Below are 13,631 nucleotides of genomic sequence, written 5' to 3' on the forward strand. Positions count from 1 at the left end.
TTCCCTCTAAACAGAGTAAGTAAGAAGCTCTGCGGGATCGAGCTTTGCTTTGCAGGAGATCCTTCATGCAGCTAATGCTGCATTCAGGATGACGGGATTTAAACAACGCTCAAAAGGTTTCAGTACGTCATCCTCAAACCCAGTACGTCATCCTGAAAGCGACATAGGCGCTTGAAGGATCTCCTGAATAGGGCTAAGAACCATTCCTGTAAGCTTTTATTGATATAGCCCTAAGAGGCTGAGATGCTAAGAATAATGGGTTGGAGAGGCAACGACCCCATAAAAAATTTTGTTTGTGCCAAGCATACCTTTAACTGTCTTTTAAAGACAGCTGTCACGCGGTATAGTTGATTAAAATTAGTAACGTGCCAGAGTATGTCCTCTTTCCATCCCAAATTACCGCAACCGACCCCATGGCTTAAAAAGTCTGTAATTGCTGCTATTACATTATTTATCATTCTCCTTTGTAACCTGCAAAATATCAAAAACCTAGTTCATCATCAGTATTATGTCTATGAACAAGATGCTTACATGCATCTTGTAATTGCTTCTGATTTACTAAAAACAGGGGACTGGTATCAACATTTTAACCCACGCCTTAATGCCCCATGGGGAACGGATACGCATAGCTGGACACGGGCTATCACTGCCCTACTAGCCAGTGGCGCTTTGTTATTAAGTTTATTCATGCCGCTGACCACAGCCCTTTATGTGTGGAGCTTTTGGCTGCCTCTTATTTTTTATGCCCTCGCAGCCTGGACAATGCTATGGGTTCTTAAAGCATTAAAGCCATCCACATCACAGCAGCTTTTTGTGCTGCTTGCTTTCTTATTTAATCCATTTATCAATACTTTTTTTATACCTTTACGCGTTGACTATGATTTTTTACTCATTTTTCTCTCTATTGTTTATTGGGGGGTCTTGTTAAGATTCATACAAACAGGAGGAAGAAATTTTGCCATAATAACGGCAGTAGTTGCCAGCCTTGCCACATGGACTAGCATCAGCTTTCTATTGCCTTTATTTATTGGAATAGGTTTTCTTTTTTGGTTAGTGCTTGTTAAACAGAAAATTGCCCCTCAACCTGTCGCTATCCTACTTCTTGGCATTTGTATTGGTTTTGCCGTTGTTATTCGTCTTGAGCACCGACAGTTTATAACAGTAGCCTATGACATTATTTCCATTGTACACCTGATTTTTTTCCTTTTTCTAACCTTGAGTTTTACGCTCTATGTTAAATTTTTTAATGATAAAAAAATGACTTCTAAATTACTTTTTATCCTTGTCAATACAGTTATTTTTTTTGGCGCCATGAATGTTATATTTCCAGGATTTTATCGAGGACCCTACAATCAAGTTGATCCTTATTTGTTACAACATTTTTTTCCTACACTTTCTGAGTTTTATTCACCCTTTAGTATCGATCCATCCCTTACGCTGGCGATTATTAGTTATTTTTTAATCGGTGGGGGCTATTGCTATTATCTCTATTTGTCACGCCCACTTAGTATCGAAATATTATTTTTTTTGTGGGCTACCATAGTGACCACTTTACTTACGATTTACATGTACCGATGGGTTGGCTTTGCTATTCCTGTAAGTATTATTTTAGCTTCTTTGGTCATGAATGAGGTTAAGGATAAATCTCGAGGTATGCAATTCATATGGGTTGCCATAATGAGCCTTCTTCCATTCCTCATTTCTCTGACGATTAAAGACTACTTCATAGACCCACAGCAATTATGCCTTCAACAATTCCACTCAATGCTCAAGGATAAATTTTTAGAAAACCCCAGGTTCACTAATGACAAAACTATTTTTATCCATAGCAACTATGGTCCTTTATTACTTTATTCAACCCAATACTCTATCGTTGCAACCAATGACCATCACAATCCGCAAGGATTAAAGGATACTATTCGTTTTTTTAAAGCGAATGAAAAAGAAGCAAGACAAATCATACAACGAAGAAAAATAGATCTAATATTACTCTGCCCTTTAGAACATCCCACTCAATTTAATCCAAAAACCAGTCCCTGGCTTAAGCGAATTTCTCTGCCACCGACTTATTCGCAGTGGCAGTTATATCAACCGATAAGCTCTTCCAACTAGTCTGCTAGCTTGGCGACCTATGTTCAAAAGGACAAACCATTCCGGTCAGTTAAAAATTGGCCGGCCTGTATGCCGAAGCTTGGTTTTTTGCGAGGAAATACTATGACAGACACGACTCCTTCGCCCACTTAAGAATAAGAACTACCTGGCTCTCCATTCTGGAGAGCCATCGAGTAGATTGTCTCTTAACCCGAATTCTTCAATGCATACAAAGTACGTGACTTTAAAACCCTTCCATCCAATAAGGCCTCGATGGCTTGCCGCATAATATATTTGGCTGTTTTTAGAACAGAAACACTATTAAAGCATCCTTGGGACAAGGCTAATATATCTTTTCCTGACAACCCTGCTTCTGCAGGGATAAATCCTTCATTCACTTGAAAATGATAATATCTAGCTGCATCAATTAGTCTTCCTGAATGTGCTTCTTCAGTCAGTGAGATGGCCTGGCCACAAGCGATTAGTAATGACCATTCAAAACGTCTTAATAATGCTTCCATTACTAAATTATCAGTGACAGTTACCAAGCCTCGAAGCGTTTCGAGATAGACATCAAATAGGGCAGGATGAGGATCTGCAGGACTTAAACTGTAATAGAGTAATTCGTTAAGGTATAAACTGGCAAAAAGCGTATCCCCCTTAAGATTAAAGGTGCAGGAGGCAGTTTCAAACTGTCTCACATAATTACGGTCTTTTTTGCTGTCTACCGAAATCCATAAAGGCGTAAATGCTTGGAGGATGGCTTGCTTTTTAGGCGTTCTTCCTCCCTTGCATAAGCACTTAATGATCCCTTTTTCCCGAGTAAAAAAAGTAATGAAGACACTGGTATCCCCTGAAGGTTGTTTATGCAACACCCAGGCTTCCAGTGATTCAGTCGCCATAACCTAATTGCTTTAATAAACGCTCATCATCTGCCCAGCCTGATTTCACCTTGCACCAGCATTGCAAGAAAACTTTTTTCCCTAATAAATTTTCCATGTCCAAACGGGCACTGGTTGCCATTTCTTTTAGTTTTTTCCCTTTATCACCAATGATGATGCGTTTGTGATTATCTTTTTCAACCAATATTAAGGCATGAATACGTACCAGATTTCCTTCATCTTTATAAGACTCAATTTCTACGGTGGTTGCATAGGGTAATTCTTGTCCGCAAAGCCTAAAAACCTTTTCCCTTAATAATTCTGCGCACAGAAAACGAATAGGACGGTCTGTAAATTGATCGTCTGCAAATAAATGGGGGCCTTCAGGCAGATAATCTTTTATTGTATGTTCGAATTCATCCACTTGTGTTCCTGTCTTGGCGGAAAGAGGGATAATTTTAGCAAATTGGTGAAGGTTGCTTAATTTTTCGATAAAAGGCAATAATTGTGATTTATCAGCCATTTTATCCACTTTATTAATCAACAAAAGACAGGGGACGTCCGTCTGTTTAATCAAATGCAAAACATACTCATCTTCTTCCGTCCAATGGGTGCCGTCGACAATAAATGCAATCACATCCACATCTCGTAACACATTCTTAGCCGTTTTATTCATCATCCGGTTCATGACTTTCTTTGAACTTTGGTGAATTCCAGGAGTATCGACGTAAACATATTGATATTCATCAATTGTTTGTATTCCCAAAATACTATGTCGGGTAGTCTGAGGTTTCCTGGAGGTAATACTCAATTTTTGATGTAAGATACGGTTTAGTAGTGTTGATTTACCAACGTTTGGCCTTCCTACTAACGCAATATAACCGCAATAGCTTGTCATTAATGATCATTCCTGTTTATTTTTAAAACATTTTACCAGCCCGCCTGCCCAATTGCCAGCCACTGAAAATCACACTAACCAATAGTAAACTTGCAATCCCGTGTATTTTGCAAGCTAACAATGCAGATGTCCACTTGCAAAAAAACTATAAAGTTATGTAGTCTTGCTAAAGGATGAGCAAATTACAGTAGTTACTATGTATCCAGTGAAATTAATTGATGACCGGCTACAAACCATTATCCCCTTGCAAATTAAACCTTATGCTCATGAAGAAATACCTACCATTACCGGCTCGGCGATTAGCAGTCAGGCAGGGACAGTATTGTATGGCTACTACAATATGGAATATAAATTGCCAGGGAATGATTGCCTTCGTATTTTTGCTAACCACAATAAAAAGAATGTGCAGCTATTGTTATTAACCCGGAATCCTAATAAATTAAAAGCCTTACCCGGAACCCGCCCCTCTTCTTTAGTCGCGAATACTATTCAGCAAATAAACCGTTATCGCATTCGCTCTGATCATTATCAACGCCCGCGTACTAAAGCCCAGGTGAAAAAATATAAATTAGCGACTGCTTGCATCAACCAATTATCCCAACTTCTTGCAACAGAACGTAATCTAAACAGAAATGATTGGGAAGGACAAGAACAATTGCGTGCCAAAGTTATTGCCATTCTTAATGATGCACGTGCAAAGAATATACTGCTTGCTACAAATCCCCTTGTTTCCGAGGGAACCTTAGACACCCTGATTTATGAAAGTTGCCAAGCTGCGCAACATTATCAATTTAATCGCCTGCATCCTGTATGTAAAATGGATCAGCTTGATTTTAGTGAAGAGAAGACTGGAAAAATTTTTGTATGGGATAGTGAATTGCATATTGGGCAAAATGAAGAAGCATTAAATGATACTATTAGGATTATTTGCCAGCAATATGAACTTGTTTCTCCTGTCTCGCTAAGCAATATCCCGGCAAATCGTTTTAAACGGTTACAATTGTTTTTGCGAAAACTCTGGCTCGATGGACGCGATTGGATGAATCATTTAGCCTATCCGCAAAAAGCAAGCCCAGAAACAAAAATTGAAACGAGAGCCGACGGATTATCTATTACGAAAATTAAGCCTTATTACCACCTTGACGGGCTTGCTCAAATTGGCTATTCAACATTGGAAGCCTTAATAACCGGTATCAGCAAACACCAAAAAGCCATGTCTACCAAAGCTTCTTCAACGCAGGAGGCAGTGCAATGGTTAGTATGTCGTCCAAATGGTAGCTGGGTTGAGTTAAACAACCAGATATTGTTGCGATTAAATAATGAAATAGTTACCGTTTCTTTTTTTGAAGAGCAAGGTTTATTTTTCCCACTCCCCTGCGGGGAAGATTTATTTATGCTAAGCCAGTTAGGAAAGCATCACCTTTACCTGCCTGAGCGGGCAAGTCTGCAACTAAAAGCCTTTTTTTCACGTTTGCCTGTTTTCTTTAACGCTTTATTTTATAGTATCAAACAATTTATTCAGGATTTGTCCCAAGAATTTATTAACCATATTCATTTAAACCATGGTCAACCGCCCTTCTCCAAATTATTCGTTGCTGATAAAAAAATTCATCGCTTAAGTTACTTACAAAAAGCCCTGCATGAACACGGTTTATTAACGAATGGATTAACATTAGAAGAATTTGTTAGAACTGAACTTCAAAAAAATAAATATATCCTTGTTCGTGAAAAAAATCTTCCCAGCCCTCCGCCCTATGAAAATCCACTTCATCGTTTTTTAGGGGTACTACGCCATATTGGGGGTTTTTTTGTGGACACCAGTGAAAAAAATCCAATACTTGGTACTTTAGCGATAGCAGCTTATCTTTATGGCGCGGGCGCTGTGATTGCACCTGAAACATTGAGCTCTGTTTTAATGAAATTACGTCTTGGTGGACTTATTAAGGGGATAAAACCCACGCAAGAAATGGCTAAATGGATGAGCCACGGTACAACTTCAGAGGCTATTTCTGCAGCAATGACTTACTGGCAAGGCATTGTTGTTGGAGGTGACCTGGATAAATTTTTTATTAAAGCGGTCGACTTATTAAAGGAAGAACCTGCTGAGGTTGCCATCGTCATTTCCCTGGCAATTATCCTAGGCTATAGTCTTTGTGAAACAGTACCGCCCCTTGCAGAAGAAATAGGACAGTTCCCTTATATTAATTATGCAGCACTCGGAGCAAAAGGCGGTGCTGCCATTTATGATACTATTATGCATCCCGGAGAAGACTGGTTGCTTGGATCAATCAAATGGTTTCTTCGGGGAATGCTTAACCTTGTTAAGTTAGTGGGTGGTCCATTTGTTGAGGCTTATTTTTATGGTTATCACAATGGCTTTCTTTCTGGTTTAAAAAAAAGCCAGAATCTTTTTATCAAAACCACTAAACAATGCTTTGCCGCCCTTACTGATCTTCTTTTAGAAATCATCACCATTCCTTTGCTAGAGCTTAGTTCTTTATTAATCCATGTCCCCTTTCGAGGAATCACCAAACTTTTAAGTAAGACTTTAGCTGTCTGCGGAAATTGGGAGCTGTTTGGCAATCATCTAATGAGATTTGCTACCCGTGCCAACAGTTGGGGTTATTTGCCTGGCTTTCGGTTATCACCCTTATATGGTTTTAGTTCGCCTTTTGGAGATTATGCAAAAAATAAATGGGCTAATTTAGCATTGAATTTGCTCATGCTCTTTCTTCTACCTCCTGTAATGCTTCTTAAAAACTTGATTATATTGCCTGTTGCTGATTCGGTATCATTTTTGTTGCGATGTCTATTAACGGTGCTTGATCCTTTAAGCCGAGGCGTCGCTTATGGTATTGGATTGTTTTTAAAAGTTACTGGTATTTTTTGGGATAATTCTATAGGCCTCTTATTTAATCTGACCGCTTATACCATTACTTTGGGTTGCAATAAATTGGATAACTGGGCTGGGCACTTTAAGCAAAAGGCGGTAGCAAAAATACAAGTAGGGCGGCGAAGTTTGTATCATTGGGCTTTTTCTGAGGAAGAAGAAGCTTTCCATAAAACCCATAATGATGTAGAGCATTTTCTTGACCCAATGAAATTTGAACGTCTACCCCACACATCAACAGGTTGTGTACTTGAGAATCTGTTAAGCAACGTGGTACAAAATCTACCAGATGAAGAAAATCCTAAACATACCACTTTATTTCATTCAATACCTGGTAAACATTTAGGAAAGGTAATACCATCGCAAGAAGATGCTGTTTTGTATAAACAAACACTTACTCATTAGACTATGTTAAACAAAGGTTTTACATTATTTGAGTCACTTCTAGTACTTTTTTTGTTAGCTATTTTTACCTGCCTAGGTTACCCAAGTTACCTTTCTCATTTGCAGCATGCGAGACGGTACGACGGACAAGCCGCATTACTGGATTTAGCTAACCGGATGGAGCATTTTTATGCGGAAAATCATACTTATGAAACCGCCACCCTCGCTACTGGACAAACCACTGATATAAAAGAAACCAGTCTATCCAATGAAAAATGGTATCGTTTAAAAATAATGTCACAAACTCCCCACGGTTTTATTCTCCATGCCATTCCTCGCGACGCACAAAGCAACGATAAAGCATGTCAAACCCTCTCCTTTGACCAGGCAGGCGTTAAGGGAATTTCTGCAGGACCTATAAATAAGCCTACTGCTACTGTTATTAAATGTTGGCAATAAATGACCAACTCTAAGCACCTTCATGATGTCCAAAATCGAGATAGTATTAAACTGTGCTATTTTAGTTCTTTTGGAGCTCATTTTGGCTATTGTATAACCAATCAAATGGTGTATACTTAAGTATTGTTTTTACTTGAGGGATGGGTTATGGCAAACAGCACTAAAGTTGATTCAAAAGATATATTAGAAGCATCCTCTGAAATAAATAAAGAGCGCTTTGAACCAACAAAAGAACCTGTTCTTACAGCCAAATCCACCAATAAATCTGATGAATCCATTGAGATTAGAACCAGCCAAAATAAAATAGCTAGTCTAACAGCATCACATCTGGAACAATGGTTTGCCAACCTTGAAGCAAGAAACCAAAAAGAGAATCAAAAGGACAAACATGTGCCTGACCCGCACGATCCAGAAGTTCACCCTTCTTATCTGGCAACTATTTATCTAAGTCGTTACGGTCTTAAAACGCCAAAAGATGTGATTACGTTCCTTAAATCGCCTGCGGGCCGTGATGTTGTTTCCATGATTGGTCAACAATTGGCAGAAATCGAATCAATTAAAGAAGCTATTCAGCTAGAACAAAAAGATCATGAAATTCGACGACATCGCGCTTTAGCAGCTTTGCTTCTAGGATTGCTCTATGAAAAGGAAGCCAGGGCCAAAGAAAAAAATACCGAAATACAAAAAGAAATCGATAAAAAATTACATAAATCCTCTGATAATGCTGCATCTGATGTCAATTCAGACTTAGCCAAAGCTCAAGCGCAACATGCTGCCTATACAGAATCTATCAATGCCCTGCAGAAAACTCTCTCAGATAAACTTGAGGCATCAGAAAAGCTTGAAGAAGAGTTGGAGTTGGAGTTACAGACACTAAATGAACAAGATGTCATTATTGAAAATCGTTACGATCTTTTTGAAAATAATCTCGATGCGCTCGATCAATATGCCCTTCTTCTTAGATCACCTTCCATGAGCCCCGAAGAGCGAAACCAAACCTTAGTACAGTTGGAACAAAAAATAGCCCAGTTACAAGAGCAACTATCTACAACAGATGATAAAAGCATTAAACATCAACTGGACAGCTTACAAACAACCTATTCCATTTTGCAAAAACAAACCGAAGCGCCTGAATCCACAACTGAACATTTAGAATTCAAAATTAATAAAATTGAAGAAACCCTGAAAAAACAGGCTGGAAAAATTAGTGACTTAATTGCAGGGGGACAAGAGGAAAAAGCAAGAGCACTACTGCACAAGCATAATGGGTTGCATGTTCAATACGAAGGCCTTAGAGATATGGTTGCTGTTTTAAAAGGGAAAAAAGTACTTTGGAGTGTGGATGGTCAACCCATGTCTACCACTGATTTTGGCGAATCTGGTTTTATTCTTTCTAAAGAACAATCAATCGTATTACATAATGGGAAATATTATTTGTTGGGGAAAAATCAGTCGCCTGAAAATTTTCCTTTTATGAAAGAAGAAGAAAAAAGAGAAGCGCAAAAGAATTTTGAACGTGCACGCCCCAGTATTAGCAACTTAAAAACATTAGTTCATCATAATAAAACCCTTGAAAAAGGGTTACAGTCTGAAAAGAGAGAGGCTATCAATGCCCGTAGCGAAGCAATGCAGAAGGAGATTTTACTCATCTCCAACCAACTTACAAAACTTCAAGCTGCACGAGCTGATACAGAATTGGCAATAAAACAGTTAAATAAATTGGCGCCAGAGATAGCTACAGATCCTCGCTCAACTACCCCGGTTCCTTCACCTAAACCCAGTACGAGTAAAAGCACTCAGACAGCCAATACACAGGTTATCGCACAAAGTTACAGACATATTTTATTATTGATGAAGGCGAATCCTACACCTCAATCTGTATCTCGATTGGAATCTATTCTAAGAAGACCTGACGGTACAATTGATTCTTCAACACAAGCTGTTCTAGCTAGCATTCGCTATGGCCAGCCTATACCACAACAAACTATGAATAGTTTGTTAAAAAACATGGAACGACTTGGTATATCTGCTTATAAACCTAACGTAACAAGAATTCCACGTCCTAGGGAAACAGCTCACGACGATCAGCCGGCGCCAACTCCTTTTTCAAAAACACCCTATCCAAAACCATAATCAATACTTGCTAAGCGGCTTCAACTCTTCTAACATGGACAGATATTGCAGCCGTTAGCGAATGAAACTATGATGACTGACAAATTGTTTGATAATCAATCAATTATTGTAACTTTAGATGTTGATGCTTTTTTATTTGACAGGCTAAAGCAGATTGCCAGTGCGGGCTTTGCTGTGGTTGAAATTAATACCAGTGAACAGGACATTCTGAAAAAAGTTTTGCAGGATTTTCCATCTTTACGTATTGGTGCCGGAAATATCACGACAACCCAACAATTGGAAGACGCTTATCAAGCGGGCGTCCATTTTGCTTCAAGCCCTGGATTTCTACCCGCCATTGCTCAGACAGCAGCCATTTATTCCATGAATTACCTTCCTGGTATTGCTACAATTTCTGAGGCAATGCAAGTCATGGCTCTCGGCTATCATCAAGCAAGACCTTATCCTGCAAATCTAACCTTCTGTGCCTCATTAAATAAATGTTTACCGATGCTTAGATTATTTCCCGCTGAAATTGAATGGGATGAGGCTGAACATTACTTAAGCTTACCTGCAGTTGCAGCAGTTAGCATTGTTAATCCTGAGAGCAAACAACTTCAGGCATTATCGGCTGGGGTTCTTGCATAAATCAACCAGTAGCAAAAAAGCCCCAATGCAAATTGCGCTATCAGCAAGATTAAATACGGGCCAGTGGTGATTTTTATAGTAAAAATCAATAAAATCAGTTACTTGACCAACAACCGCTCTATCGTATAAATTTCCTACCGCACCCCCTAGAATCAAACCCAAAGCGCAAGATTGCAGTTTAGCTTTTGCAGGTAATCGCATCAGCCAAACGATTAAGAAAATACTCATTAATAGGCTAAATCCTGCAAAAAACCAGCGATGCCATTCACCAGTACCACTAAGAAAACTAAAAGCAGCCCCTGAATTATAGGCCAGCGTAAAATTAAGCATGGGAAGTAACGGAACAGGTTGGTAAGGAATCAAATTTGTAGCAGCCCAGTATTTAGTTAACTGATCAGCTACAATGATTGCAATACTTAATAAAAACCAGGGCCATTTCTTCATGCGTAGTGTCTCACTTCATCACGACCGCTGATATTTCCTACACACCGTTGGCATAATGTTGGATGGGCACTGTCCTGGCCGACATCTTCTCGTCGATGCCAGCACCGCTCACATTTTTCATGACTACTGGGATGTACGACAATAACCACGCCCAATTCAGAGTCAGCCTTAGCTTTTTCAGGACAATTTTCCAAATGCTCTATGTTCGCTGCAGACGTTATTAAAATAAACCTTAATTCATCACCTAATTTATGCAATAGAGAAAACATTTTTTCATTTGCATAAATGGTTACTTCCGCTGCCAATGCTGAACCAATTAAGCCTTCTTTTCGCTGATTTTCCAAAGCCTTGTTCACTTCATCTCTGACTTCCTGCAAACACTGCCAGAATTGCATATCAACATCGGCTATTGCCGACCATTTTTCATACCACCGTTCTTCAAACACGGAACTACTTGTTTTACCAGGAATAACTTGCCAAATTTCTTCAGCGGTAAACGATAAAATGGGGGCTAACCAACGTGTCAAAGCATGAATAATGTGAAACATCGCTGTTTGGCAAGAGCGTCTGGCAATGCTATTGGTTGCCGTTGTGTATTGGCGATCTTTAATGACGTCAAGATAAAAACTCCCCATGTCCACTGCGCAGAAATTATGTATTTTTTGATAAATTACATGGAAATTATAATTTTTATAGGCATCCAGAATTTCTTCCTGCAGCTGCTGGGTACGCTTAATCGCCCAACGATCTAGCTCAACTAACTCTGTTACATCAACAGTATGTTGCTCTGGCATAAAATCAAACAGATTCGCCAATAAGAAACGGGCTGTATTACGTATGCGCCGATAAGCATCCGAATTACGCTTGATAATTTCTTCGGAAATACTCACCTCATGGCGATAATCCGTGGAGGAAACCCATAAGCGTAAAATATCAGCTCCGTGTTGATTGATAAGTTTGTCCAGTGCAACATAATTACCCTTGGATTTTGATAATTTTCGCCCCTCTGCATCAACGGTATAACCATGCGTCAATACACTTTTATAAGGCGCATGGCCGTAAATAGCGACCGCTGTGGTCAATGAAGAATTAAACCAGCCCCGATGTTGATCTGATCCTTCAAAATAAACATCAGCAGGAACGCCTAATTCTTCATTTTGTTTTAACACACAATAATGGGAAACACCCGAATCAAACCATACGTCCAGTGTATCTGTTACTTTCTCATAATTGACAGCGTCTTTCCCTAAAAACTCTTCAATCTTTAAATCAAACCAGGCATCGATACCATGCTGCTCGACCCTTGTTGCAATTTTTTCAATCAGCTCTACCGAGGCTGGATGCAATTCGCGTGTATTTTTATGCACGAACAAAGTCATCGGGGTACCCCAGGCACGCTGGCGAGAAATACACCAATCAGGTCGGGTTTCTATCATGTTGGCTATACGAGCTTTTCCCCACTCCGGAATCCAGTTTACTTCGTTAATAACCGCAGATATTGCATTGCGTAAGCCATTTTTATCCATCGCGATAAACCATTGTGGCGTGGCTAAAAAAATCATCGGGGTTTTATGGCGCCAACAATGTGGATAACTATGGCGAATTGACTCACTATGCAAAAGTACTTGGCGTTCATTTAAAACTTCAAGGATTTTGTCGTTGGCTTTTAATACGGAAAGCCCCGCAAACAATGGCACCTCTTCACTGTAGCAACCATTCGTTAAAACAGGGTTAATTAATGGCAAATTATAGGCTAAGCCCACTTGGTAATCATCAGGACCATGGGCAGGGGCAGTATGAACACAACCTGTACCGGCATCAATAGTTACATGATCCCCTAAAACAATGGGAACTAGTCTCGCATTGAAAGGATGCTTTAAGGAAATCTTTTCGAAATTTTTGCCCTTGGCTTTTCCAGCAATGGAATAATTATCTATTCTATAACGACTCATTACTGATTCTGCAAGCTCAGCGGCAATCAAAAAATAGCGATCCGAGGTCTCTAATAATAAATATTCCAATTCAGGATGGAGACAAACTGCCTCATTAGCGGGTAAGGTCCATGGCGTTGTAGTCCAAATGGGTACAGTTATGGGCTTAACCGCTAAATTATCCGCCATTTTGTCTAAAATAATTTGTGGATTTTCCGCAACAAAAGCCACATCAATCGAGGGGGATGTTTTGTCTTCATAATCCACTTCTGCTTCCGCCAGTGCAGAACCACAGTCGATACACCAGTGAACCGGTTTAAATCCTTGTTGTAAATGGCCATTCTCAATGACCTTACCTAGTGCGCGAATAATATTGGCTTCATAAGAATAATCCATCGTCACATAGGGATGCTCCCAATCACCAAATACACCTAAACGTTTAAACTCATCTCGCTGGATATCAATTTGACTTGCAGCATATTCTCGGCATTTTAAACGAAACTCGCTGGCAGTAACTTTAACACCCGCCTTGCCTATCTTTTTCTCTACATTCAATTCAATGGGTAAACCGTGGCAATCCCAACCAGGTACAAAGGGGGTATCATAACCACTGAAGGATTTGGATTTATTAATAATATCTTTCAAAATCTTATTAAGTGCATGGCCGCAGTGCAAATGTCCGTTCGCATAAGGAGGGCCGTCATGAAGGACAAATCGTTCAGCACCCTTGCGAGCTTGTCTCATTTTGTGATAAATACCTTTGGATTCCCAATCCGCCAACATCTGTGGCTCTCGCTGTGCAAGATTAGCTTTCATCGGAAAAGTTGTATCTGGTAAATTTAAGGTATCTTTATACTCTGCCATTTCATCTACTCTGTTAAAGCGTTAATTTT

General features: G+C 39.5%; 9 protein-coding genes. 5 read left to right on the forward strand and 4 right to left on the reverse strand.

Annotation, left to right across the window (positions count from 1 at the left end; genetic code table 11):
* The first annotated feature begins 375 nt into the window (after positions 1 to 375).
* Positions 376 to 2,112, forward strand: coding sequence for a hypothetical protein (locus Ljam_RS06670; RefSeq protein WP_058449342.1), 1,737 nt, complete (start codon positions 376 to 378; stop codon positions 2,110 to 2,112).
* 185 nt (positions 2,113 to 2,297) lie between these two features.
* On the opposite strand, the gene recO is transcribed toward Ljam_RS06670, so the two are convergent.
* Together recO and era are read right to left on the reverse strand one after the other, a co-directional pair.
* A complete protein-coding gene (gene recO, locus Ljam_RS06675; RefSeq protein ID WP_058449343.1) occupies positions 2,298 to 2,993 on the reverse strand; it encodes a DNA repair protein RecO in 696 nt (231 codons plus the stop codon).
* Complete coding sequence (gene era / locus Ljam_RS06680; RefSeq protein ID WP_058449344.1) at positions 2,983 to 3,870, reverse strand: GTPase Era; 888 nt, start codon at positions 3,868 to 3,870, stop codon at positions 2,983 to 2,985. The genes recO and era overlap by 11 nt, the downstream gene beginning before the upstream one ends.
* Before the next feature lie 196 nt (positions 3,871 to 4,066).
* On the opposite strand from era, the gene Ljam_RS06685 reads away from it, so the two are divergent.
* The 4 genes from Ljam_RS06685 to Ljam_RS06700 all read left to right on the forward strand — a co-directional run bounded on the left by Ljam_RS06685 (position 4,067) and on the right by Ljam_RS06700 (position 10,363).
* Positions 4,067 to 7,165, forward strand: a complete 3,099-nt coding sequence (locus Ljam_RS06685; RefSeq protein WP_058449345.1) for a hypothetical protein — start codon at positions 4,067 to 4,069, stop codon at positions 7,163 to 7,165.
* A gap of 3 nt (positions 7,166 to 7,168) precedes the next feature.
* The gene (locus Ljam_RS06690) at positions 7,169 to 7,603 is read left to right on the forward strand and encodes a type IV pilin protein (protein ID WP_058449346.1); all 435 of its coding nucleotides are present in this window, start codon (positions 7,169 to 7,171) and stop codon (positions 7,601 to 7,603) included.
* Between the two features lie 147 nt (positions 7,604 to 7,750).
* Complete coding sequence (locus Ljam_RS06695) at positions 7,751 to 9,736, forward strand: hypothetical protein (RefSeq protein ID WP_058449347.1); 1,986 nt, start codon at positions 7,751 to 7,753, stop codon at positions 9,734 to 9,736.
* A gap of 69 nt (positions 9,737 to 9,805) precedes the next feature.
* A complete protein-coding gene (locus tag Ljam_RS06700; RefSeq protein ID WP_058449348.1) occupies positions 9,806 to 10,363 on the forward strand; it encodes a bifunctional 4-hydroxy-2-oxoglutarate aldolase/2-dehydro-3-deoxy-phosphogluconate aldolase in 558 nt (185 codons plus the stop codon).
* Here the strand turns inward: Ljam_RS06700 and lspA are convergent.
* Both lspA and ileS read right to left on the reverse strand, forming a co-directional pair.
* Positions 10,340 to 10,807 (reverse strand): signal peptidase II, encoded by a 468-nt coding sequence (lspA, locus tag Ljam_RS06705; protein ID WP_058449349.1) that lies wholly within the window; start codon positions 10,805 to 10,807, stop codon positions 10,340 to 10,342. The two genes, Ljam_RS06700 and lspA, sit on opposite strands and share 24 nt — an antisense overlap.
* Entirely contained in the window at positions 10,804 to 13,602 is a 2,799-nt protein-coding gene (gene ileS / locus Ljam_RS06710) for an isoleucine--tRNA ligase (RefSeq protein WP_058449350.1), read from the reverse strand. Before ileS ends, lspA begins: the two co-directional genes overlap by 4 nt.
* Positions 13,603 to 13,631: the final 29 nt, after the last annotated feature.

Origin of the sequence: Legionella jamestowniensis, from assembly GCF_001467745.1 — a bacterium.
GTDB lineage: Bacteria > Pseudomonadota > Gammaproteobacteria > Legionellales > Legionellaceae > Tatlockia > Tatlockia jamestowniensis.

Excerpts from the sequence above, each read along its gene's own strand:
- Ljam_RS06670 (WP_058449342.1), top strand. The coding sequence starts at position 376 with ATGTCCTCTTTCCATCCCAAATTACCGCAACCGACCCCATGGCTTAAA.
- recO (WP_058449343.1), bottom strand. The coding sequence starts at position 2,993 with ATGGCGACTGAATCACTGGAAGCCTGGGTGTTGCATAAACAACCTTCA.
- era (WP_058449344.1), bottom strand. The coding sequence starts at position 3,870 with ATGACAAGCTATTGCGGTTATATTGCGTTAGTAGGAAGGCCAAACGTT.
- Ljam_RS06685 (WP_058449345.1), top strand. The coding sequence starts at position 4,067 with ATGTATCCAGTGAAATTAATTGATGACCGGCTACAAACCATTATCCCC.
- Ljam_RS06690 (WP_058449346.1), top strand. The coding sequence starts at position 7,169 with ATGTTAAACAAAGGTTTTACATTATTTGAGTCACTTCTAGTACTTTTT.
- Ljam_RS06695 (WP_058449347.1), top strand. The coding sequence starts at position 7,751 with ATGGCAAACAGCACTAAAGTTGATTCAAAAGATATATTAGAAGCATCC.
- Ljam_RS06700 (WP_058449348.1), top strand. The coding sequence starts at position 9,806 with ATGATGACTGACAAATTGTTTGATAATCAATCAATTATTGTAACTTTA.
- lspA (WP_058449349.1), bottom strand. The coding sequence starts at position 10,807 with ATGAAGAAATGGCCCTGGTTTTTATTAAGTATTGCAATCATTGTAGCT.
- ileS (WP_058449350.1), bottom strand. The coding sequence starts at position 13,602 with ATGGCAGAGTATAAAGATACCTTAAATTTACCAGATACAACTTTTCCG.